Genomic DNA, 20,757 nt, shown 5'->3' on the forward strand with positions numbered 1-20,757 from the left:
CAAGGCATAAAGGCTCTCAGCGCATCTTTCACGTATCTATTTCTGCCGATAAAGGCCACCACTGCCAGCAGTAGCCTTACTTATCTTGGCTGGAAAGCTGAGCTGCGATCTTTCCCACTAGATCCTCGCGGATCACGCGCACCGCAGCCAGCGCACCGTTCTTGATGGCCTCAGGGCTTGTGTGACCGTGACCCACCAATACCGGCGCCTTGACGCCCAAAAGGCAGGCGCCGCCATGCTCGTCGCCGGAAAGGCCAGCCGCAATGGAAGAGAATGCCGGCTTGATCATAAGGGCGCCCAGCGCCGCCACCGGAGACATTTTGGCCTCAGCCTTAAGCGATGCGGCGATGTATTTTGCAGTGCCTTCCATGGCTTTCAAAGCCACGTTGCCGGTGAAGCCGTCGCACACAATGACGTCGAAGGAGCCCATAAGGATGTCGTTGCCCTCGCAATTGCCTGCAAAGTTGATGAGTCCTTCTTCACCGGCGGCTTCAAGGGCCTCGTGAAAGGCCAATGCCTGCTCAGAACCTTTAGTCTTCTCGGAACCATTGGAAAGCAGCCCCACAGAAGGCTTGGGGCCGCATCCGGCTTCTACCTGAGCCAACACCGAGGCCATCTGAGCGAATTGCACCAGCATCTCCGGGCGGCAGTCTGCATTGGCGCCCAAGTCGCACACACAGGTTTGATGACCATCCAATCCAGGGAGCACCGCCGAGAGCGCCGGGCGCAACACGCCCTTGTCGCGACCAATGAACAGGGTGGCGGCCGCCAAGCAAGCCCCCGTAGAGCCTGCAGAGAAGAACGCCTGCGCCTCGCCGTCGCGCACCGCCATGCAGCCACGGGTTATGGAGGAGTCGCGCTTGGAGCGCACAGCCTTCACGGGATGCTCGTCCATGGCGATGACCTCGGTGGTCACCAGAGACAATGCGCGTTCATGCGCCTCACAGAAAGGCTCCACGACCTCACCATTGCCCGCAATGAGCACCTGAAGGTCCTTATCGGCCTTTAAGGCCAGCTCAATGCCGTCAAGCACCACCTGGCTACCCAGGTCGCCGCCCATCGCATCGACGCATACGGTATCCATAACGTTCTCCTCGTCCAAATTCCCACAGCTTCAGGAATGGTACCCGCAGATGCCTGCTCACAAAAAATGGCCGCCCCTAAAGACGGCCATTCCTCATGTAGCTTATGCAGCGATCACTAGTCGACAGCGATGACCTGACGATCGCGGTAATAGCCGCAGCTGGGGCATACGCGGTGAGGGAGCTTTACGGCGCCACACTGCGGGCACACAGAACGTGCGGGCATAGCAAGCTTGCTGTTAGCGGAGCGACGACGGTGAGTGGCACCGCGGCCCTTCTTTTGCTTAGGTACTGCCATGATGAACCTCTTCCGATCTATCGATCCACACACGTGGGCGATGTATGCACAGACACGGTCTGTAACTATACCACGCACAGAGGGGCTGTCTACACAAAGCCCAATATTTTGGGCTTTTACCCCCAGGCATTCACTACATTTGCACAGCTGGGAACCAATGAAAGCCTCATCGCCGCGAACTGGGTGTTAGCAGCGGTCGCCTTCTTCTTGGACTCCGTCCATAGTGCGGGCATAGGTCTCTGCGGCTGCCTCATCGGCGGCCTCCTGGCCTTCTATCTCTGCAACGGTCTCTTGGGCCACATCCTCTTTTAGCTGGGCCAATACCGAGAAGGGCTTCATGGGGTCAGGCTCAGCCTGGCTCTTGGCGGCACAGCCGCAATCTCCCTCGTTCAGATTGGCGCCGCAGCGAGGGCAGAGACCCTTGCAGTCCGGGGAGCACAGCACCACAAAGGGAGTCTCCATTATGATGCCGGCATTGATGGCGTCGGAGAGATCGATGGTGTTGTTCTCGGTATTTACCAAGGAGAAGTCCACGTCGTCCTCATCGTCTGCCTGATCCTCTTTGGCAGGAAGCTCGAAGAGGAAGTACTCGTCTACCTCAGAGGCTATGGAAAAGCGAGCCTCTTCCAAGCAGCGATCGCAGGTGCCCACCACGTCGGCCTTCACCAGACCGGACGCCAGGATCCCGTCGCCGGTGTTGGTGAGGACAATGTCATAGTCGATGCCTCGAGGCAGCTGGAAGGTGTGGTCGCCCAGCTCATAACCTGTGATGCCTATATGGCCAGCCACGGGCCAAAAATCGCCCGGATTCGCCAGGTGGTCATCTACAGAGATAATAATTGGATCTAAATTCATGAAACCCTACCAGTTTTGCTGCTGACCTGTACGAGCGCTGGCATTCTCTGCGATGGACTGACGGCAGCGAGTCACCTGGCCCACGATGGACTTGAGGTTGTCTTCCAGGCGTGCCAGCACGTCCTCTGCATACTCCTCTGCGCTATAGCGAGTGTCGCGCTCATACTGCTGGGCAGCGTCGCGGATATCCTCAGCATTCTTTTGAGCCAACCGCACGATCTCTTGATCGCCCGCAAGGATCATGGCCTGCTGTTGGGCGTCAGCAATGATGGAGTCTGCCTGAGTCTGGGCATGAGCCAAGATCTCCTGCTGCTCTTTGATGATGCGGCGGGCAGTGGCGAATTCTTCTGGGAAGACGGCGCGAATGTCATCCACGATTTGATAGACGTCCTCAGCGTTGACGATCTTGCGCTGACCGCCGCCACCAAAGGCCGGCTTGGCCGTGTTGATGGTGTCCTCGAGTTCTGCCACGAGGTTTTCAATTTCTTCACCTGGCTGCATTTGAGCTCCCTTCAGGCGACAGTGAGATTTGCGGGGCCGCAAGACTTATAAGAATCCATGCAAGCATACATTGTCTATCCTAGCAAAGCTGCATGCCAGGAAGGCCGTTCGCGCAGTTAGACCATAGAATCCGTGCCAAAATGCTCCTTTAGACGTGCTGCGACCCCTTCTGGCACCAAAAAGGAGACGTCGCCGCCTAGAGAAGCGATCTCTCGCACCACCGAGCTAGAGACATAGCCATATTCCGGATTGCTCATGATGAAGATGGATTCCAAGTGGGGGCTCATACGCACATTGAGGTCCGCTTGCGCGAGCTCGTACTCGAAGTCCGTGGCCGCCCTGAGGCCTTTTACCACCGCATCTGCGCCTTCTTTGGCACAAAAATCCACCAAAAGGCCTCTCATGGGCTTCACGTCGATATTATCGATGTTGAGCTCGGCGATGCTCTCTTGGATCATCTCTACGCGCTCCTCAAGGCTAAAAGCCCTGGAGGTTCCGCCCTTATCGGCAGAAGCAGCCACCGCCACTGTCACATGAGGAGCAATGCGTCGAGCACGGCTTATCACGTCTAGATGGCCAAAGGTCACCGGATCGAAGGTGCCAGGAACCACCACTCGTTGCAGCGGCGCAGAAGTCATTGGGGTCTTTTGGCTAGTCATAGCGATGTCCATAAAAGTCTGGGGCCAACAGATAAGAGCACTAGTCTGATACCCTAAGCAGTTCCACCACAGTGCCCCCATGGGAGCGAGACTTCACTAAAGCAGCGCCTGCAACTTGCAGAGGCGCGGCATCGGCCGCGCGTTCGTGAATCAGCAATGCCCCGTCTTGCAGGTGGCCTGCAGCCAGCAGGCATTCCACCACTTTGGCTGAGAGCTCAGGGTCTTTGGCATAGGGCGGGTCTAGAAAGACTGCCGAGAAGGGTGCGCCCTCCAAAGCCGGCACGCTCGCCAGGCGCCCGGAGTCTCCGGTGAGCACCGAGACTCGAGCGGGATCGCAACCCAATGCAGCGATGTTTGCTTTGAGGCAGCGAAGGGCTTTGCGGTCCGACTCCATAAAAGTGGCATGGACGGCTCCTCTGCTCAACAGCTCGAGGCCCACCGCGCCAGAACCTGCAAAGGCGTCCAACACAGAGACATCGCTTAGGTCTAGGCCAAAATAGGATTGGACCATGGAGGCAATGGCTTCGCGCAGCCTGTCGGTGGAAGGCCGGGTGACGCTGGTACCTTCTGGCGCTTTGAGCGGACGGCCCCGCCAGAGCCCACCTACAATCCTCATGCCCCTCCCCCTTCTTCGAATGCCAGCCTAAAGCGCTCTCGTACCTCGTGGGCCAAAAGCCTATGGTCGGGAGCTTTAAGCTGGGGGTCTTTGGCCAAAAGGGCTACCACATCGCTGTGGGCCGCCTCAACCAGATCTTCGTCTGCTGCCAAGTCCACCACGCGCAGCGTCGCCATACCCGACTGCTTGTAGCCCAACACGTCACCCTCGTGGCGTAGCTTAAGGTCGAGCTCTGCCAGCTCTAGGCCATTGGTGCTTTTCTCAAGGGCCATAAGGCGCTTGCGGGCGTCGGAGTCTTTTTTGGCCGAGGTCTCCAAGAACACCCGGCCAGGGATCGTCCCGCGGCCCACGCGGCCTCTGAGCTGATGGAGCGTGGCCAAGCCAAAGCGATCGGCGTCATAGATGAGCATGGCGCTGGCATTGGGCACGTCGATGCCCACCTCGATCACGGTGGTGGACACCAAGATGTCTATGTCGCCGTCGCGAAAAGCGCCCATGATGTCGTCCTTCTCGGCAGCCGACATACGCCCATGCAAAAGCGCTATCCGGGCATGAGGAAAGACGGAGCGGCTGAGCTGCTCATAGGCAGCGGTGGCGCTTTTGAGAGGGGCGTCTCCGGATTGCGGGACGTCCTCGAGCTCGGCTCCCTCGTCTCTGTCGTCTACCAACGGGCAGACCACATAGGCCTGATGGCCGCAGGAAAGCTCTTCCCCAATGGCGCCATAGGCCAGATCCAACGAGCTAGGAGGGATCACCTTGGTGGTGGACCCCACTCCAGGATGGGGACGCTGAGTGATAGAAGAGACTTCCACGTCGCCGTAAATTGAGAGCGCCAGGGTGCGCGGAATGGGCGTGGCAGTCATAGTAAGCACGTCTGCCACCGCGCCCTTGGCCTTGAGCTCGCTTCGCTGGTTCACGCCAAAGCGATGCTGCTCGTCCACGATAGCCAATGAGAGCGATGCAAACTGCACGTCCTCTGAGAGAATGGCCGTCGTGCCAAAGACCACGGTGATCCGCCCTTCAGAGATAGCCTGGGTGTAGCTGCGACGCTCGTCGGCGGGCGTCGCCCCTGTGATAAGGCACCAGGCAATGGAGGCAGCATCCAACACAGGCCCCAGCTTGTCAGCGTACTGGCGGGCCAGCACCGAGGTAGGAGCCATCACTGCACATTGGGTGCCCGAGTCTGCGCAAGCCGCCATAGCCACTGCCGCCACAGCCGTTTTGCCGGTACCCACATCGCCCAAGAGCAGGCGATTCATGGGCAGAGGCGAGGACATGTCAGTCAGGATGTCTTGGGCTGCTGCCTGCTGCTCTGAAGTGAGCTCAAAAGGCAATGCCTCTATAAGCGCCGCAAGATGAGGACCGTCCACGGTATGGGTGACCCCCTGACGCTGAGTCTCCTCTAGGGCATGGCGTGCCCGCAGAGCCACCTGCAAACACACCAGCTCATCGTAGGCCAAGCGCCTGCGAGCTACCTCTGCCGCGGCAAGACTGGGAGGAAACTGCGCCCAACGGATAGCCTGAAGCCATCCGGGAAGCCTGTGGGCCGCCACGAGTGAAGCAGGCATAAAATCACAAGTTGAGGTATAGGTCCCCAGAGCGGCACTCACGATGCGGCGCATCCAGGCTGCCGACAAGCCCTCCCCTACGGGATGCACAGGCACCACGCGCCCAAAGGTGCTGCCATCCTGCGCGCTTAGCACCTCATGGAAGGGGCTTGCCATCTGCTTGAAGCCGTAGTTAAACGTCACTTTTCCAGACAGTGCCACGGTATCGCCGCGCTTGAAGGCGTCCTTGAGCCAAGGCTGTTTAAAGAATGAAGCCCGTAGAACCCCGGTCTCATCCTGAATATAGATCTCAACTATGGAGAGACGGGGCCTGGGGCGCTTGAGCTCCACTTTGTCCACCACGCCCACCACGGTGCATTGGGTGCCCACATCGGCGTGAGAGATGGTGGTGACATGGCTAAAATCCAGATATCTGCGGGGCAACCAGAGCAGCAGGTCCCGCAAGGTGGCGATGCCTAGATGATGGAGGGCATCCAGGCGCTCTCCCGACACAAAACGCACGTGAGACACGTCGCCGTCTAGCGCCGCAGTGCGGGCTAGACGGTCGACAGAAGGTGCCAATGTGAGCTGAGAAGAGCCCATAGCACCTCGCTTACTCGATGGAGAAGATCACCGGGTAGAGAGGCTGCTCGCCACGGTGAGCATCGACTTCGAGATCGGGCATGGCATCTTCAATGCGATCGCAGAGGGCCTCGAAGACGTCGTCATCCATGTCTTGGCCGGCCAGGATGGTGAGGGTGTCGCCCTCTTCCTGGGTTTGCATAGCCTCAATGAGCTTGAAAGCCACATCACAGACATCAGAGCCCACCTGGGTGATGGCGCCGTCTTGGATACCCATGACGTCACCGGCGTGAATGGGGGTGCCGTCGGCTGCAGAAGAGTCGCGCACTGCCGTGGTGACTTCGCCATCGCGCACCTGGGAGATAGCCTCTACCATCGCAGCCACATTGTCTGCGATGGGCAGAGAGGGATCGTAAACGAAGAGTGCCGAGAACGCCTGAGGCACAGTCTTGGTAGGCACTACCTCTACCTGAGCGTCTTCACAGGCGCTGGCGGCCGCCTCTGCGGCCATACGAATGTTGCCATTGTTGGGAAGCACGATGACTGCCTTGGCATGCACCTGCTCGACAGCAGCCAGAATGTCTGCAGTAGAGGGGTTCATGGTTTGGCCGCCAGAGACCACCACGTCCACGCCCAAGGACTTGAGGATATCCGCCTCGCCAGAACCTGCAGCTACAGCCACCACGCCAAGGTCTTTGGCAGGAGCAGCAGCTGTGGCCTGGCTCTTATCGGCAGCGATAGAAGCAGTGCGGTCTTTGGCCTCAAGGTCCATGTTGTGAATGAAGACTTCGAAGATCTGACCCTGCTCGAGCATATGGTGCAAGACCTTGTCGGGCTCGTTGGAGTGCACGTGGATCTTGAAGTCGGGGAAGGAGCCCACCAAAAGCTCGCAGTCTCCCATGGTAGAGAGGAAGTCCAGGTTTTCTTTGGAGTCGAAAGACTCGGAGTCTGCATGGAAGAGGAACTCGGTGCAATAGCGGTACTCAGAGCCCTCCCAGTCATCGTTGAGCTCGATGTGCACGTTGGCAGCCACAGCATTTTTAGCCGACTCTTCGCGGGAGACGGAGGTGTTGAAGTCCACAGAAGAGTCGATGCCCAGGTAGGCGTTGACAAAGGCTTCGAAGAAGACGGCAAAGCCAAAGGCGCCGGAGTCTACCACGCCGTTCTCTTTGAGCACAGGAAGCAGGTCAGGGGTGCGGGCCACAGACTCATAGGCGCAGGTCACCATGGTCTTCAAGGCCTCGTCCAGAGTCATCTTGCGGTCGCGGGCAAGCTCGTCTGCACGCTCGGAAAGGTCTGAGACCACCGTTAAGATGGTGCCCTCCACAGGCTTGCGCACTGCTTGGAAAGCCACCTTCTTGCCGTGGCGCCAGGCGGCAGCCAGCTCAGGCAGGGTAATAGGGTCGTTCTTGGCCTCTACCAAGCCCTCTGCCACTCCGCGCAGGATCTGGCTGGTGATGACGCCAGAGTTGCCGCGGGCGCCCATGAGGGAACCGTGGGTGATGGCCTTGGCCACCTGCTCCATGGAGGCATTGGCAGGCAGGGCCTCTACCTCGCCCACCACTGTTTTGAGAGTGAGGCTCATATTGGTGCCGGTGTCGCCATCGGGCACAGGGAACACATTAAGCTTGTTGATCTCCTCTGCACGTTGAGCGACGGCTGCGGCAGCAATGGGGAAACAGTGGCGTACGACGTTCGCAATCATGAATTAAAGCTCCGGTTCGAATCGGGGACCTGAAGGTCCAAAAAATCTAAAGGTGAGTTTAGCGGACCCTCATGGACTCAATGACCACATGGACGTCGCTATCTTTGATCTGTGCCACCTGATCCAGCATGAACTTGACGCTGCTCTCCAGGTTCTCGCAGACCGAGCGCATATTGACGCCGGCATCTACCACCACATGCAGGGTGACGTCTACGTGGGAGCCGTCCATCTCCACATCGATACCCTTGCGGATTTGGCGCATGGTGAGCAGGGTTTCGAGATTCTGCTGATCATCGGTGTATGCCATGCCCACAACGCCATAGCACATCAGGGCAGCATACCCGGCAAGATCAGCAATCACAGCGTTGGAAATCTGAAGCGTTCCGGAGACAGCCTTTGCCATGCCAGTACCTCCTATCGAATGCGCCAGGAAGGGCGCGGTTCAGTCATTCTACGACGCGATTTTACCCCACGCGCTCAATTCGCCGAAACCTACTCCCCTTCCCACATAAAGCACCGACATAGCGGGCCTATCGCACCTTGACTGATAGATCACTTAAGGGCGGCAGAGACGCTGGCGAGCCCTCCAGCGCCCGCCAACGCCTTCTGCCTTCCTCAAGAATCCTTCTCAGAGCTCGCTGCCTTCTATTCACAGCCGTCAAACTGAGAGTTGCAGAGCTTGGCGTAGGCGCCGCCTTGAGCCAAGAGCTCCTCATGGGTGCCCGACTCCACCACGTCGCCCTGCTCCATGACCAAGATCACGTCTGCATTGCGGATGGTGGAGAGCCTGTGGGCCACCACAAAGCTGGTGCGCCCGGCCATCAGGCGATCCATGGCCTCTTGGATGAGCACCTCTGTGCGGGTGTCCACGTTTGAGGTGGCCTCGTCCAAGATGAGCATAGGCCTGTCTGCCAGCACTGCCCGAGCGATGGTGAGCAGCTGGCGCTGGCCCTGGCTCACGTTGGTTGCCCCTTCGTTGACTTCGAAGTCATAGCCTCCTGCCAGCGTATGGATGAAGTGGTCGCAGCGCGCGATGCGGGCGGCCTCCTCCACCTCTTCATCGGTGGCGTCCAGGCGTCCATAGCGGATGTTCTCGCGGATGGTGCCCTCGAAAAGCCAGGTGTCTTGAAGCACCATGGCGAAGTTGGAGCGCAGCTCTTCCCGGTTCCAGGAGCGCACATCTAACCCATCCACGGCAAGCGAGCCCTCATCCACATCGTAGAAGCGCATCATGAGCTTCATGATGGTGGTCTTGCCGGCGCCCGTAGGGCCCACGATGGCCACCGTTTGCCCGGGCTTCACCTGGCAGCTGAAGTCATGGATGACGGTATGGCCCGGCAGGTAGCCAAAGCTCACGTTATCAAAGCTCACCGCGCCCTGGCGCACCGCAGGCAGCTGCGAGTTCTGAGGCTCGGACTCCACCGGCGCATCCAAAAACTCGAAGACGCGCTCCGCGGCAGCCGCCATCTGCTGAAAGACGTTGGAGATGGAAGCCAGTTGCTGGATAGGCTGGGTGAAGTTGCGCACATACTGCATAAATGCCTGAATGTCGCCGATGGTGATGACATTGGATATGGCCAGTTGGGCGCCTACAACCACCACCATGGCGTAGGCCATGTTACCAATGAAGGTCATCAGGGGCTGCATAAGACCCGATAGGAACTGACTCTTCCAGGCACTCTCGCAGAGCTGGTCGTTCACCTGGTTGAACTGTTGGGTCGCACGTTCTCCCTGGTTGAAGACCGCGATCACCGACTGGCCGGCGAAGTCTTCCTCCACGATGCCGTTTACCTGGCCTAACTGTTGCTGTTGCTTCACAAAGAAGCGCTGGGAGAAGCGCACCGAGATGAGGATGGCCACCGCCGATAAAGGCAACACCAGCAAGGTGAGACCCGCCAGCACCGGTGAGATGGAAAACATCATCACTAGTACGCCTATGACCTGGGCGATGCTGGTCACCAGCTGAGTGACCGCCTGGTTGAGCGACTGGCCCAACGTATCCACATCGTTGGTGACGCGGCTCAGCACGTCGCCTTTGGAGTGACCCTCGAAATAGCTCATGGGGACATGGGCGATCTTCTCGGCAATATCGCCTCTCAGCCTAAAGCAGACTGACTGGGTGACTCGGGTCATGAGGATGCCCTGGCAAAAGTTCGCAGCTCCAGCCGCCAAGTAGAGGCCAATAAGGAACAGCATGATGTGGGCGATGCCTGCAAAGTCGATGCCGCCGGTGCCTTGGACTTTGGCCACCAGCCCCTCGTAGAGCTTGGTGGTGACCTGACCCAAGATATCGGGGCCAATGACATTGAAGACCACACTCAAAATGGCGCAGGCCACCGCAAACAGCAGCGGCACCCAGTGGGGCTTGGCATAGGCGGCGAGCCTTGCCAAAGTACCCTTGAAGTCTTTAGCGCGCTTGGTGGTATGGCGTACGGGACCGGGCATTAGCGCTCACCTCCTTCTAACGCAGACTCATAGGTTTCAGAGCTGGCGATCTCTGAGGCAAGGTCGTGCACCTCCTGGCCGATGGCAGCCTCTTGACGGCTCTCGTCGGTGCCGAGAACCGCATCCACCTCGGCCTGGGTGAGCCCCAGCTCTTGGAGGGACAACTGGGAGGTGGCGATCTCCAGGTAGGTGGGACAGCAACGCAAAAGATCCTCATGGGTGCCGCGGCCGCAGACCGTGCCCTCGTCGAGCACCAGGATCTCGTCGGCGCCCATGATGGTGGCCACGCGCTGGGCCACGATGACGACGGCGGCCTCTTTTACCTCGTCTGCCAGCGCGTGGCGCAACTTGGCATCGGTGGCGTAATCCAGGGCCGAGAAGGAGTCGTCAAACACCAGCACCTCGGGATCTTTGGCCAAGGCACGAGCGATGGAAAGACGCTGGCGCTGGCCGCCGGACACATTGGAGCCCTTCTGGGCGATGGCTGTAGCCGTACCGTCTTCTGTCTGATCCACGAAGTCTTTGGCCTGGGCCACATCCAGCGCCCAGCTCATGGCCTCGTCGCTTACCTGGTCTCCGGCAAACTTCACATTGGATGCGATGGTTCCCGAGAAGAGCAACCCCTGCTGAGGCACATAGCCTACGCGGTCCCTGAGCTCTGCGAGCTCCAGCGAGCGCACGTCCACCCCGTCGAGGCTGATGCTGCCCGAAGTGGCGTCGTAGAGGCGCGGGATAAGGGCTACCAGGGTGGACTTGCCAGACCCCGTGGATCCAATGAGCGCCGTGGTATGGCCAGGCTCGGTTCTAAAGGAGACATGCTCCACCACCGGATAGGTGGCGTCAGGATAGGTGAAGCTCACGTCGTCGAAGGTGAGCACGCCGCGCTCACGGGCCGGAAGCGCTTTGGGCCGGGCAGGGTTTTGCACCGCTACAGGACAATCCAGCACCTCATCGATGCGCTCTGCCGAGACCTCAGCGCGAGGCAGCATCACCAGCACCATGGCCAAGATCATGAAGCTCATAACGATCTCCATGGCGTAGGAGATGAAGGCGATCATGGTGCCTACCTGCAGGTTTCCTGCGTCGATAGCGCCCGCGCCGCTCCAGACGATCAAAAGGCTCACCAGGTTCATCACCAGCATAATGGCCGGCATAGCAAAGGCCATGGCCGAGTTAGTGAAGAGCTGGGTCTTCATAAGGTCGCGGTTGGCTTGTCCAAATCGCTCCAGCTCGAAGTCTTCGCGCCCGTAGGCGCGGATGGGCATGAGGCCGTCCAACATGTCGCGAGCCACCAGGTTCACGCGGTCCACCAAAACCTGCATGTGCTTGAACTTTGGCATGGTGAGTCCCAGCAAAGTCCCCATCACCGCAGCGATGGCCAGCACCGCCACGCCGATGGTCCATTCCAGGCCGCTGGCCATGGACCATACCTGGATAAGGGCCAGCACCGCCAAGACCGGAGCCATCATCACCATGCGCAACAGCACAAAGGTAGTCATCTGCACCTGTTGCACGTCGTTGGTGGTGCGGGTGATGAGGGAGGCCTGAGAGAACTGGTTCACCTCTCCTGGGCCAAAACTCATGACCTTGGAGAACAGCTCGCTGCGCAGCTCGCGCGCCACCCTCGCCGAGGTGTGGGCCGCCACAAAGCTCACGCTTACCGAGCAAAGCACCATCCCCACGCATAGCCAGAACATGCTGAGAGCCATAGTGCCCAGGTAATTGGTCTGGATCTCGTTAAGGTCCAGGCCTTGGGCCTCGTACTCGGCCCGCACATAGTCCACCGCTCGCTGATCCACCATGGATCCCGCCACAGAACCCATGGCGTCCATCATCTTTTGAGCGTCTTGGGCCAGCTCATCCCTGCCGATAAGCCCCGCCTCAAAAAGCTATCGCACCTCGTTCAAGGTAATGGTGACAGGCAGCTGGGATCTTGGCGCTTCCATAGAAGTGCCGGAATCCAGCGACAGGGCGCTGGCATCTATGCCTTTCTCCAGCGAAAGCGCCACGCATTCAGGAACCGCGATCAGCCGGGCGATCTCACCTTCAGCAGAAGCCTGCTGCTGATTGCCGATGAATGTGCGCACGCCATTGCCATTGGCAGGGCCATAGACGCCGTCCACTTTGGCAGCATCGCTTTCACTCATAAACATCTCAAGGTCTCTGAGAGCCGTGTCTCGTATGGTATGTGGCACCGGGCTGTCGATTCCTCCTTGCTGAATGCCCACATCCACGATGTCGCTCATGGCGGTAGGCAGCATCAGCTGGAAATACGCTTGCCCGCAAATAAGTGCGAAACAAATGACCACCGCACCCAGATGCCTTTTCAAAAAGCCCAGGAGTTTCATGCACCCTCCCCATCTTTACCGGCAGAAGCAGGCTCCTTTGCACCTGTTGACTCGTCAGCTGCGAAGGCACGGGTTTCTCGGCATTCCGCATCTTGAGATTCCAGCGCCCGCGAGAGCTTTTGAATGATGCGTACCAGCTCCTTGGCATCCGACTCGCCCAAAAGCTCCAGCAGGCTGCCAGCATAGCTATCCATAGCAGCCATACGCTCAGCCACCGCGCGTCCACCGGCTTTTGTAAGGGTCACCACTACATGGCGGCGATCCTTGCCGTCGGTGGTGCGCTTCACAAGCTCCCTGGCCTCTAGAGCCGCCAATGCATTGGAAATTCGCGCCTGAGTAAGCCCAGTAGCCGCCTTGAGCTCCGAGGGGTACGCGCTTCCTCCATGCTCCGACAGATACCTGAGTATGAGCGGCATCCCTCTGAGCGACGCGTCAAAGCCTTCCAAGGAACGCCTATGCGCATGGCCGCCCCTCTTTTTTTGCGGAGAAGTGCCCGTTTCCTCAGCCGAATCATCGACGGATGTCAAGGGTACTGGCTCTGGGGGTCGCGGAAGCTTGCTGTGGAGCGAACGCAGCCCCATGATCGCCAGATTGAGCTGGCGGCCCAGCTCTTGAAAGCGCTCAGGCACCTGAGGCGGCTCGCATTGAACAGGAGGGCCCAAGGGTGCGCGCATCTTGCGATTACTCATGACACTTCCCTACTAGTAGTTTTCGCTATTAGTTGTTTCTACTAGAAATCTTTTACAAGTCTACTGATTTCCCATAGGGATCCTCCTGAGATCTCCCTATTCATAAGACCTGCAAACGGGGAGTGCATGATGGGCGATCGCCCGAGCTTCTTGTGGACACCACACCCAACGACCACAAACTCTAGGGTGTTGCGCATTTTTCCTTGCAGCCTGCAAGGTGCGTGGTATAGTTGGACAGCTATTGCTTATAAGCGCGCGCAATGGCGCCCGCGTAACGGAGGAATCAACATGTCGAAGGTTTGCGAGATCTGCGGTAAGCACCCGGTAGCTGGCCGTTCTATTAGCCACTCCCACCGTGTTACCAATCGTAAGTTCCGTCCCAACATCCAGCGTGTCACCATCGTGCAGAATGGTCAGAAGCGCAAGATGAACGTTTGCACCCGTTGCCTCAAGAAGGGCAACCTCGCTCGCACCGCTTACTAATACTTCTCTCCGCGGGCTTTTAGAGACGAACTTCCAAGGGTTCTTAGCCATCAAGCTAAGAACCCTTTCTTTTATTGCCATCAGCTAGGCCAGATGGTTATCACCGGTGGCATAGTCGATGACCACGCCTGGCTGTACGTTATAGCAGTAGACGTCGAAGCAGATGCCTTCGCCCTCGTCCTCCACGCTCCAACCCTCCATACGCACGCCAGAAGCCAAAAGATTGGAACCCTCAAAGATAGGTGTCACCCGGTAAAGCACATGATTGCCGGTATCCAAAATGTAGTCATGGACGCCTTCTTCAAAATCCAGCATTCCCCGAGCATTGAGATAGCGAGTGCCAGTGATAAGGTTTCGCTCATTGGCATCCTCCCCTGCCAGGCTATGAGCAATGAGATGACAGCGGTTATAGAGAGCCTCCCCATCCACAAAGTCATAGAAGTTCTGATGCCATCCCGTAGGCTTTATCTTGGAGATGTCTCCACGCTTTTGCGTAGGCATAAGATCCTCGCCCAGCAAGGCAAAGGCACCGGTGCAGCGCCCAAGCTTGTCCAGCGGGCCATAGACCTCAAAGGAAGCAGTCTGCGCTTTTTGCGCCTGGGTGAAATCCGGCTGGTTTTCCCCCACCTCCACCCAAGGCATTGACCCATAGGCAGGTAAGTCCCTTGGATTCAAAGGATTTGCATAATCTTGGGAAGATTGCGAGTCCGTCCAAACCGTGAGCGCGCTTTTGACTGTCTGGGCCCCTCTGCCCAAATTGCCCTGTCCCACGATCGCCAGCACTCCGCAGGCTACTGCTACCAGCAACGCGAAGATCATGAGCTTTTGAAACGTGAACCCCTGCTTTTTGGAGTTACGGGCAGAATCACTGCCCCGTTTACCAGGCAATTTGCCAAACATTGACACCTCACAACGTTCCCATGAGAAATGGGACATACAGAATCACTTAGAGTCAAGTCACTTCAAAAGTCTTCTTACCGATAAGACCCTGCGCTCAGTCGCTGGAACCTCATAGTATCCTTCTTATTTTAAAGGGTAGTACGGTAAGGTCATGCTCCCTGTCCCTTATATGCCCCACCCCACAAATCCTGCCACTGATTTTGGATTTGTGCTTGCGCCGACTTTTGCAGGGTGTTATATTCTCTTCTGTTGCGCGAGCAACACATCGGGTGGTGGCGCAGTTTGGTAGCGCACTTGACTGGGGGTCAAGGGGTCGCTGGTTCGAATCCAGTCCACCCGACCAGTGCATTTTTCGAGGTCAAACCTATAAAATGGTTTGGCCTTTTTTGTTATCTAGGCATTTAGGCTACAAGCTTTTGAGGCGTATAGGCTACAAGGGTTGGCCTAGGGTAATTGAGAGGACCAACAAAGCCTCCTTCACGAATAGAAAGGCAGTTTCCATAAATTCTGGCTTACAGGGCAGATAGCGTGCTGTGATAAGGGGGTGTTGACCTGCGTCAGCCTTAATCTGTAGGCCAAACCTACCTTCATTGTTTACAAGTACTCCTTGCGCTCAGAAGGGGCGCTGCCGCTCCTCTGCATCTTGGCCCCGCAGACCCCACAGATCGCCTTTTTCATCGAGCCCTCCTGCCTCTAGAATGTAACGGCTCGATTTTGCTGCCTTTAGCTTGGGCAGCACTGCATTTGATAGCACATCCTCTATAGCCGTCATTTGCTTAAAGGTCTCAAAGAGCTGAGCGGTGTTATTCGCAGAATACGAACCATGAGCGCTAATAACCCATTAGATACAGAACGTGCCAACAAATCGCTTCGAGTGATCAAGCATGCTGAATCTTTGGTCAGCAAGGTGGAACAGAATTATGATGATATCTCCTACCGGGATGTCCACGAAATCGAAAGGGAATTAGACAGCCTCAAAACTCCCCATATTTCTCCAGAGGACATGCCGAGCCTGTTTGATGACATGAATGGGGACGATGAAGACTTCTAAGGGATCTAGCACCCCTTACGCCTTACGATAACTTAATACATTTAGTTATAAGAACGGAGCCAGGGCTTTTATTAGTCCTGGCTCCATTTTACCTTGCATCAAACAAGTGATTTCGAACAACGGCTAGCTAATGGTTCCCATGAAGATATGGATGTCCTCATCGGTAGTCACCATGGCTGCAATACCTGCTTCCAGAGCCCGAGTGATGCAAGAAATGTCCATCGTGGGGGTGGAGGCGGGGCGGTCTACCGCCTGCTCGGTGGCAAAGGGCACATGCACAAAACCAGCCCTAACGGGCTTATTGGCGCGAGCGGCCAGGTAGAGGGCGTTATACATAAGGCTATTGCATACATAGGTGCCTGCGCTATAGGAGAGCGCGGCAGGAACGCCTGCCTCGTGCATGGCTTTGACCATGGACTTCACCGGTAGCGTGGCGAAGTAGGCGTCAGGGCCGCCCTCGCGCACGGGAGTATCCAAGGGCTGGTCGCCGTCGTTGTCAGGAATGCGGGCATCGATGAGGTTGATGGCCACACGCTCCACCGACATGGCAGCTCGGCCACCAGCTTGACCTACGCAAAGCACGAGATCGGGCTTCTCAGCATCCATAAGATCTTCCAGCACCTGAGCACTGCGCTCAAAGGCCGTAGGCACCTCTTTTACCACCACCTGGGCTCCCGCAATGGTGGAGGGTAGCTGCTTGACCGCCTCGAGCGCAGGATTGACGCTATCGCCGCCAAAGGGCTCAAAGCCCGTAACCAACACCTTAGCCATTGCCTCGCCTTTCTCGAAAAGAGGCTGCAGTCGTGCCACATCGCGGCACAGCCACGCTTCGCTTTGCCTACTTCTAGCCTAGCATCATAAAGCTGGCTATGAGCATGTAGCCGATCTGGAAGACAATCATCACCAAAGCGGTAAGCACCTGCTTTTTGATGACGCCCATGCGATCGTTCATCTCAAGCAGCGCCACAGGCACAATATTGAAGTTGGCCGCCATAGGAGTAAGAAGGGTGCCGCAGTAGCCACAGGTAAGGGCGAGGATGCCAATGAAGGATGGGTCGACGCCAAAAATCAGGACAAATGGGGCGCCAATTCCCACAGTCATCACGGTGATGGCGGCAAAGGCGTTGCCCATGATCATGGTGAACAGCATCATGCCAATACCAAAGACAATGATGCCAATGGCCAAGTTGTCTGAGGGAATCACCGCTCCCACCATCTCGGCGATGACGCCGCCAACACCGGCAGCGGTAAAGATGGCGCCCAAGCTCGCCAACAACATAGGCAGCATGCTCAAAGCGCCCATGGCAGAGAGTAGACGCTCGGAATCGTTCAAGAACACGTGGGGCGTGTTGGAGCGAGAGTAGACAAAAAGAATGATCGCAGCAGCCACCACGCCAAAGCAGCAACCTGCTAGCGCGCCCACCCCAGGAATGAGCGCACCCGAAATGGCAAAGACTCCCAAGCAGAGGGCAGGAATGAAGATCTTCGTGCCGATCTTTTGATAATTGACGGCCACTTCTTGCGTGGTGGGGGCATCATCAGCCGATGCTTGGCCACTCTTGACCTTACCAAATACCGCAGGCAGCACCATGACAACCACCAAGACGCCGGATACCAAAGAAGGCAGCCAGCGGCCTAGGGCGAGCACCACACCTAGCGAGCACCAAAACACCGCAGTGCCTACTCGGGCAGGATTGGTCTTGTCTCGATAGTTGCGAATGCCTGCATAGATAGACATGAGACCCATGACAATGTAGAAGACCTCAAGGGCCTTGTTGCCAAAGGTGACCTCTGGATCCATAAAGAACTCCATGATTTAGGCCTCCTTTCCCGCATTGAGAGGAGCCTTGGTGTCATCGTAATACTTGGCTCTCAGCTTCTTGTCCAAGATGATGTAGTAGACAGACGTTACCGTCAGAGCCACAAGTGCCACAGGGATCTCGAAGAGCGCCATCTGCAGAAGGTCGGTCTGATAGCCCAAAGCATCCATGGTGGATTGCACCAACAGGGCGCCGGAGGTGCCCACGAACAACACCTGACCAAAGAACCAAGCCACATTCTCCATACCGGATGCCATGGCTTTAACCTGCTCAACATACTCATCGTTGGGAGTATGGCCAGAGGCTTCGATGGCACCCACGCACATAGGCATGATGACCGGGCGCACAAAGCCAGCCACGCCGCCAAAGCTCACATTGAAGGCGGCAAAGATCATGCGCATGACGCCATAGAGAGCAATGATGACGCCAGGAGTGGCATTTTTCACCCGGCCAATAAGATTGGCTGCGGCGGTTTTGAGACCATTGCGCTCAAGCGTGCCTGTGACCAACAGGATGATGATGAAGATAGCCATGTTGCGGTTGTCCACAAAGGAGGTGCCCAACGTGACCAAGAAGCCGTCGACGCCCAAACCGCCGATAAGCGCTGTGGCAAGGCCTGCCACAATGACTATGAGGATCGAATCGAGCTTCAGGGCAAAGCCCACCACCACGATCACGATTCCCAGAAGCACAAGATAATTCATAAAACTCCAATCCGTTCCTGCAGCCTCGGCTATGAAAACCTTGAACCCGCCTACGGGCTCCAAGATAGTCCAGAAGCGAAGCCTCTCCCAAAAGATTGCTCGGACTTCCTTCAATCAACTTAGAGCTGTCATAGAGCTTTCTGAAACCTCGCTGTGTTGTTTTTCCCGCTTGGTTACATATTCATTTGTCGCATGATGTCAATAGGAGTCACCCTTGCAGAAGAAGGCGCCCACCTGATAGCAGAGGCCTCGCATCTAAGGCCTTCCCTGCAAAAACAAGGCGCTTTTGCCGATAAGGCCCCCCACACCCAGTGCTGCGCCTTTACCCCAAAAGCTCGGACAACTCCCCTACCGTGGCAGGAAAGTGATAATGATCCAGGTCTGCCGCAGACACAAAGCCTTGGGCGCTCATGGACTGAAGCATGGCCTTGAAATCGCCCCAATAGCCCTCCACGTTGAGCAGGTAGCAGTCGGTTTGCCCCAACTCCAAGTGAATGCGGCTCATGATCTCGATTATCTCCTCTAGAGTGCCCACGCCACCTGGCAATGCCACAAAGGCGTCCGCCAGCTCGATCATCATGGCCTTTCGCTCGCTCATGGTCTCTACCACGCGCAACTCCACGTCCTTGTGCTGGGGAATCCCTTGTTCTAAAAAGAACGCCGGCTCCACGCCGATAGCCTTTGCCCCGGCATCTAAAGTAGCCCGCGACACCAGACCCATAAGCCCCACCGAGCTGCCGCCATAGACCAGATTGTGACCGCTCTGGCCCATCCAAGTGCCCAGCTCTGTGGCTGCCGCAGCAAAGGCGGGGTTGTTGCCAAAGTTAGATCCGCAATAGACGGCGATGTTCATAGAAATCTCCTAGAGGGCCAATATGAGCCGCAGCAAACCAGCAATCACCGGACCGCCCCAAATGAGGGCCACCGCAAAGCAGAGCGCTGCAGCCACCGTGAGCACCGCGCACTGCTTTTTGCGAGTTGCGAGCTCCTCAGCGGTGATGGGCATTCGCATCTGCTTGCCAGAACGATCCATGTCTCCTTTATAGGAGCCATAAAGAAGCGTACCCATTCCCCGGAAGCAGCTTAAACCCGCCAGCGCCCCCGCTGCCAAAAGCAACACCACTGCCAGCACCGAGACTCCCAAAAAGGCGCACTGTATCCCCAGCGCCAACGAGAGACAGCACAAAAGCAGCGGGATGACGATAAACACAACCGTTTGAATCATGGATCAACTTTCTCAACTCAGGCAGGCCTTGCCGAGAAACCTGCCCAACCGGTAGTCTTGAGCCTTGCATGCCTGCATATGAGGGGAGCTTGAAACTTGCCAACTGCAAGGTTGGTTTATCATAGCTACACTTACACAAGGCCAACAGCCTCTATTGTACGTATGAATGATTTGGGAGGACCCATGGATTCCTGCAACCCTCAGAGCTGCGCCCTTTTGGTGATCGACGTGCTCGAAGGAGGTTTGGCCGACGCAGCAGACAACAAGGCAGTGAACGATTTCGCCAATGCCTGCACCCGTGTGGTGAAGCTCTGCCGAGAGGCGGGCATTCCTGTGATCTTCTTGGATGACGCCCATATCCCTGGCCTCGACCGCGAGCTGAACCTGTGGGGACCCCATGGCATTGCAGGCACTCCCGAGGCTCAACCGGCTAAATGCCTGGGCCGCGCAGACACCGACATCGTGATCCCCAAGCGCCGCTACTCTGGCTTCTTCCAGACCGATCTTGACCTCACCCTGCGCGAGCTTGGCGTCACCAACGTCATCGCCATTGGCTGCGACACCAATATCTGCGTGCTCCAAACCCTGGCAGACGCCTACTTCTTGGGCTATGGTTCCACCGTCGTGGCAGATGCCACCATGACCTTCCTCATTGGCAACCAGGCAGACGGCCTGGAATACTTCCGTCGCTGCTACGACTCCAACGTCATCTCCTCTGACGAGTTTGAGACCTGGCTCAAAGGCGATGTTCAGGAGTAATTCTCTTAGCTGAGCTAAGCCTTTATGTCTGGCTAACCCTTTGTTACGGAGCAGGGCCTCTAGGGTCGCACTTCCTAGAGGCCCAGCTCTTTTATGCTTATAGGACTGAACTATTCGACAATTGTATGCAGCGCTTCTTGGTTTTAACAGATACTGTATGCATTGCCATACCAGATAGTCCCCCGATTATTTTGATCTGGAAGTGGCTATACTACACAAGACAGGAAAGTTTGGCGCACATGTGAACTATTTGCCGCCCTGTCGCACGCAAGGTGTCCAGCCATGTGCCTGGATGCAACATCTCAACCAAGGAGGTTCTATGGTTGCCTATTGGGTCAAACAGATTCGTGCCAACATCGTTCGTCTGGACGAGGTGCCGGAGCTCTACCGCGAGAACGTTCGCGCGGTGATCGAGGAGCAGTAATAGCCGATCCTACCTACTAATCAGGTACTTACATGAACATTCAGGAGTGCTAAAGGCCTCCGGT

22 protein-coding genes and 1 tRNA gene are annotated in these 20,757 nt (G+C 57.1%); 4 read left to right on the forward strand and 19 right to left on the reverse strand.

The genetic code is table 11. The features are described from left to right. Nucleotides 1-76 precede the first annotated feature (76 nt). The 13 genes from plsX to E5334_RS06925 all read right to left on the reverse strand — a co-directional run bounded on the left by plsX (nucleotide 77) and on the right by E5334_RS06925 (nucleotide 13,327). Entirely contained in the window at nucleotides 77-1,084 is a 1,008-nt protein-coding gene (plsX, locus tag E5334_RS06870) for a phosphate acyltransferase PlsX (protein ID WP_136012856.1), read from the reverse strand. A gap of 116 nt (nucleotides 1,085-1,200) precedes the next feature. After that, complete coding sequence (gene rpmF / locus E5334_RS06875; RefSeq protein WP_136012857.1) at nucleotides 1,201-1,380, reverse strand: 50S ribosomal protein L32; 180 nt, start codon at nucleotides 1,378-1,380, stop codon at nucleotides 1,201-1,203. Between the two features lie 186 nt (nucleotides 1,381-1,566). After that, nucleotides 1,567-2,235, reverse strand: coding sequence for a YceD family protein (locus E5334_RS06880; protein WP_136012858.1), 669 nt, complete (start codon nucleotides 2,233-2,235; stop codon nucleotides 1,567-1,569). Nucleotides 2,236-2,241: 6 nt separating this feature from the next. Continuing rightward, nucleotides 2,242-2,736, reverse strand: a complete 495-nt coding sequence (locus E5334_RS06885) for an ATP synthase F0 subunit B (protein ID WP_136012859.1) — start codon at nucleotides 2,734-2,736, stop codon at nucleotides 2,242-2,244. A gap of 116 nt (nucleotides 2,737-2,852) precedes the next feature. Continuing rightward, nucleotides 2,853-3,395: a pantetheine-phosphate adenylyltransferase gene (coaD, locus tag E5334_RS06890; RefSeq protein ID WP_265592250.1), complete on the reverse strand. Its 543-nt coding sequence runs from the start codon at nucleotides 3,393-3,395 to the stop codon at nucleotides 2,853-2,855. 40 nt (nucleotides 3,396-3,435) lie between these two features. After that, on the reverse strand, nucleotides 3,436-4,011 hold the full coding sequence (gene rsmD / locus E5334_RS06895) for a 16S rRNA (guanine(966)-N(2))-methyltransferase RsmD (protein WP_136012860.1): 576 nt from the start codon (nucleotides 4,009-4,011) through the stop codon (nucleotides 3,436-3,438). Further along, nucleotides 4,008-6,161, reverse strand: coding sequence for an ATP-dependent DNA helicase RecG (recG, locus tag E5334_RS06900; RefSeq protein ID WP_136012861.1), 2,154 nt, complete (start codon nucleotides 6,159-6,161; stop codon nucleotides 4,008-4,010). The genes rsmD and recG overlap by 4 nt, the downstream gene beginning before the upstream one ends. A 10-nt stretch (nucleotides 6,162-6,171) precedes the next feature. Continuing rightward, nucleotides 6,172-7,845 (reverse strand): DAK2 domain-containing protein, encoded by a 1,674-nt coding sequence (locus E5334_RS06905; protein ID WP_136012862.1) that lies wholly within the window; start codon nucleotides 7,843-7,845, stop codon nucleotides 6,172-6,174. Nucleotides 7,846-7,903: 58 nt separating this feature from the next. Continuing rightward, on the reverse strand, nucleotides 7,904-8,248 hold the full coding sequence (locus tag E5334_RS06910) for an Asp23/Gls24 family envelope stress response protein (RefSeq protein WP_136012863.1): 345 nt from the start codon (nucleotides 8,246-8,248) through the stop codon (nucleotides 7,904-7,906). A gap of 242 nt (nucleotides 8,249-8,490) precedes the next feature. Beyond that, nucleotides 8,491-10,290, reverse strand: a complete 1,800-nt coding sequence (locus E5334_RS06915; protein WP_136012864.1) for an ABC transporter ATP-binding protein — start codon at nucleotides 10,288-10,290, stop codon at nucleotides 8,491-8,493. Then, nucleotides 10,290-12,125, reverse strand: a complete 1,836-nt coding sequence (locus E5334_RS06920) for an ABC transporter ATP-binding protein (protein WP_275438971.1) — start codon at nucleotides 12,123-12,125, stop codon at nucleotides 10,290-10,292. The genes E5334_RS06915 and E5334_RS06920 overlap by 1 nt, the downstream gene beginning before the upstream one ends. A 54-nt stretch (nucleotides 12,126-12,179) precedes the next feature. Continuing rightward, on the reverse strand, nucleotides 12,180-12,638 hold the full coding sequence (locus tag E5334_RS08825; protein WP_275438972.1) for a hypothetical protein: 459 nt from the start codon (nucleotides 12,636-12,638) through the stop codon (nucleotides 12,180-12,182). Beyond that, nucleotides 12,635-13,327 carry a MarR family winged helix-turn-helix transcriptional regulator gene (locus E5334_RS06925; RefSeq protein ID WP_136012865.1) on the reverse strand — a complete coding sequence of 231 codons (693 nt, stop codon included), beginning with the start codon at nucleotides 13,325-13,327 and terminating at the stop codon, nucleotides 12,635-12,637. Before E5334_RS06925 ends, E5334_RS08825 begins: the two co-directional genes overlap by 4 nt. A gap of 288 nt (nucleotides 13,328-13,615) precedes the next feature. Between E5334_RS06925 and rpmB the strand changes: the two genes are divergently transcribed. After that, nucleotides 13,616-13,810, forward strand: coding sequence for a 50S ribosomal protein L28 (gene rpmB / locus E5334_RS06930; protein ID WP_136012866.1), 195 nt, complete (start codon nucleotides 13,616-13,618; stop codon nucleotides 13,808-13,810). An 84-nt stretch (nucleotides 13,811-13,894) separates the two neighbouring features. Here rpmB and E5334_RS06935 read toward each other — a convergent pair whose 3' ends face one another. Beyond that, nucleotides 13,895-14,746, reverse strand: coding sequence for a DNA/RNA non-specific endonuclease (locus E5334_RS06935; RefSeq protein WP_275438973.1), 852 nt, complete (start codon nucleotides 14,744-14,746; stop codon nucleotides 13,895-13,897). A gap of 230 nt (nucleotides 14,747-14,976) precedes the next feature. Between E5334_RS06935 and E5334_RS06940 the strand changes: the two genes are divergently transcribed. Together E5334_RS06940 and E5334_RS06945 are read left to right on the forward strand one after the other, a co-directional pair. Next, nucleotides 14,977-15,053: transfer RNA gene (locus E5334_RS06940), tRNA-Pro, on the forward strand. 480 nt (nucleotides 15,054-15,533) lie between these two features. Next, on the forward strand, nucleotides 15,534-15,761 hold the full coding sequence (locus E5334_RS06945; RefSeq protein ID WP_136012867.1) for a hypothetical protein: 228 nt from the start codon (nucleotides 15,534-15,536) through the stop codon (nucleotides 15,759-15,761). A gap of 123 nt (nucleotides 15,762-15,884) precedes the next feature. Here E5334_RS06945 and pcp read toward each other — a convergent pair whose 3' ends face one another. The 5 genes from pcp to E5334_RS06970 form a co-directional block, all read right to left on the reverse strand. Then, complete coding sequence (gene pcp / locus E5334_RS06950) at nucleotides 15,885-16,532, reverse strand: pyroglutamyl-peptidase I (protein WP_136012868.1); 648 nt, start codon at nucleotides 16,530-16,532, stop codon at nucleotides 15,885-15,887. Nucleotides 16,533-16,605: 73 nt separating this feature from the next. Next, nucleotides 16,606-17,574 carry a 5-oxoproline transporter, DUF979 family subunit gene (locus tag E5334_RS06955; protein WP_136012869.1) on the reverse strand — a complete coding sequence of 323 codons (969 nt, stop codon included), beginning with the start codon at nucleotides 17,572-17,574 and terminating at the stop codon, nucleotides 16,606-16,608. Nucleotides 17,575-17,577: 3 nt separating this feature from the next. After that, complete coding sequence (locus E5334_RS06960) at nucleotides 17,578-18,285, reverse strand: 5-oxoproline transporter, DUF969 family subunit (RefSeq protein WP_136012870.1); 708 nt, start codon at nucleotides 18,283-18,285, stop codon at nucleotides 17,578-17,580. Between the two features lie 322 nt (nucleotides 18,286-18,607). Then, nucleotides 18,608-19,138, reverse strand: a complete 531-nt coding sequence (locus E5334_RS06965; RefSeq protein WP_136012871.1) for an LOG family protein — start codon at nucleotides 19,136-19,138, stop codon at nucleotides 18,608-18,610. Between the two features lie 9 nt (nucleotides 19,139-19,147). Next, nucleotides 19,148-19,510: a hypothetical protein gene (locus tag E5334_RS06970; RefSeq protein ID WP_136012872.1), complete on the reverse strand. Its 363-nt coding sequence runs from the start codon at nucleotides 19,508-19,510 to the stop codon at nucleotides 19,148-19,150. A gap of 183 nt (nucleotides 19,511-19,693) precedes the next feature. On the opposite strand from E5334_RS06970, the gene E5334_RS06975 reads away from it, so the two are divergent. Further along, nucleotides 19,694-20,269 carry a cysteine hydrolase family protein gene (locus E5334_RS06975; RefSeq protein WP_275438974.1) on the forward strand — a complete coding sequence of 192 codons (576 nt, stop codon included), beginning with the start codon at nucleotides 19,694-19,696 and terminating at the stop codon, nucleotides 20,267-20,269. The last annotated feature ends 488 nt before the right edge of the window (nucleotides 20,270-20,757 follow it).

Origin of the sequence: Muricaecibacterium torontonense, assembly GCF_004793925.1 — a bacterium.
Classification (GTDB): domain Bacteria; phylum Actinomycetota; class Coriobacteriia; order Coriobacteriales; family Atopobiaceae; genus Leptogranulimonas; species Leptogranulimonas caecicola.

What these genes read in the sequence shown, in the direction of transcription:
- plsX (WP_136012856.1), bottom strand. Translation starts at nt 1,084, where the DNA reads ATGGATACCGTATGCGTCGATGCGATGGGCGGCGACCTGGGTAGCCAG.
- rpmF (WP_136012857.1), bottom strand. Translation starts at nt 1,380, where the DNA reads ATGGCAGTACCTAAGCAAAAGAAGGGCCGCGGTGCCACTCACCGTCGT.
- E5334_RS06880 (WP_136012858.1), bottom strand. Translation starts at nt 2,235, where the DNA reads ATGAATTTAGATCCAATTATTATCTCTGTAGATGACCACCTGGCGAAT.
- E5334_RS06885 (WP_136012859.1), bottom strand. Translation starts at nt 2,736, where the DNA reads ATGCAGCCAGGTGAAGAAATTGAAAACCTCGTGGCAGAACTCGAGGAC.
- coaD (WP_265592250.1), bottom strand. Translation starts at nt 3,395, where the DNA reads ATGACTAGCCAAAAGACCCCAATGACTTCTGCGCCGCTGCAACGAGTG.
- rsmD (WP_136012860.1), bottom strand. Translation starts at nt 4,011, where the DNA reads ATGAGGATTGTAGGTGGGCTCTGGCGGGGCCGTCCGCTCAAAGCGCCA.
- recG (WP_136012861.1), bottom strand. Translation starts at nt 6,161, where the DNA reads ATGGGCTCTTCTCAGCTCACATTGGCACCTTCTGTCGACCGTCTAGCC.
- E5334_RS06905 (WP_136012862.1), bottom strand. Translation starts at nt 7,845, where the DNA reads ATGATTGCGAACGTCGTACGCCACTGTTTCCCCATTGCTGCCGCAGCC.
- E5334_RS06910 (WP_136012863.1), bottom strand. Translation starts at nt 8,248, where the DNA reads ATGGCAAAGGCTGTCTCCGGAACGCTTCAGATTTCCAACGCTGTGATT.
- E5334_RS06915 (WP_136012864.1), bottom strand. Translation starts at nt 10,290, where the DNA reads ATGCCCGGTCCCGTACGCCATACCACCAAGCGCGCTAAAGACTTCAAG.
- E5334_RS06920 (WP_275438971.1), bottom strand. Translation starts at nt 12,125, where the DNA reads ATGATGGACGCCATGGGTTCTGTGGCGGGATCCATGGTGGATCAGCGA.
- E5334_RS08825 (WP_275438972.1), bottom strand. Translation starts at nt 12,638, where the DNA reads ATGAAACTCCTGGGCTTTTTGAAAAGGCATCTGGGTGCGGTGGTCATT.
- E5334_RS06925 (WP_136012865.1), bottom strand. Translation starts at nt 13,327, where the DNA reads ATGAGTAATCGCAAGATGCGCGCACCCTTGGGCCCTCCTGTTCAATGC.
- rpmB (WP_136012866.1), top strand. Translation starts at nt 13,616, where the DNA reads ATGTCGAAGGTTTGCGAGATCTGCGGTAAGCACCCGGTAGCTGGCCGT.
- E5334_RS06935 (WP_275438973.1), bottom strand. Translation starts at nt 14,746, where the DNA reads ATGTCCCATTTCTCATGGGAACGTTGTGAGGTGTCAATGTTTGGCAAA.
- E5334_RS06945 (WP_136012867.1), top strand. Translation starts at nt 15,534, where the DNA reads ATGAGCGCTAATAACCCATTAGATACAGAACGTGCCAACAAATCGCTT.
- pcp (WP_136012868.1), bottom strand. Translation starts at nt 16,532, where the DNA reads ATGGCTAAGGTGTTGGTTACGGGCTTTGAGCCCTTTGGCGGCGATAGC.
- E5334_RS06955 (WP_136012869.1), bottom strand. Translation starts at nt 17,574, where the DNA reads ATGGAGTTCTTTATGGATCCAGAGGTCACCTTTGGCAACAAGGCCCTT.
- E5334_RS06960 (WP_136012870.1), bottom strand. Translation starts at nt 18,285, where the DNA reads ATGAATTATCTTGTGCTTCTGGGAATCGTGATCGTGGTGGTGGGCTTT.
- E5334_RS06965 (WP_136012871.1), bottom strand. Translation starts at nt 19,138, where the DNA reads ATGAACATCGCCGTCTATTGCGGATCTAACTTTGGCAACAACCCCGCC.
- E5334_RS06970 (WP_136012872.1), bottom strand. Translation starts at nt 19,510, where the DNA reads ATGATTCAAACGGTTGTGTTTATCGTCATCCCGCTGCTTTTGTGCTGT.
- E5334_RS06975 (WP_275438974.1), top strand. Translation starts at nt 19,694, where the DNA reads ATGGATTCCTGCAACCCTCAGAGCTGCGCCCTTTTGGTGATCGACGTG.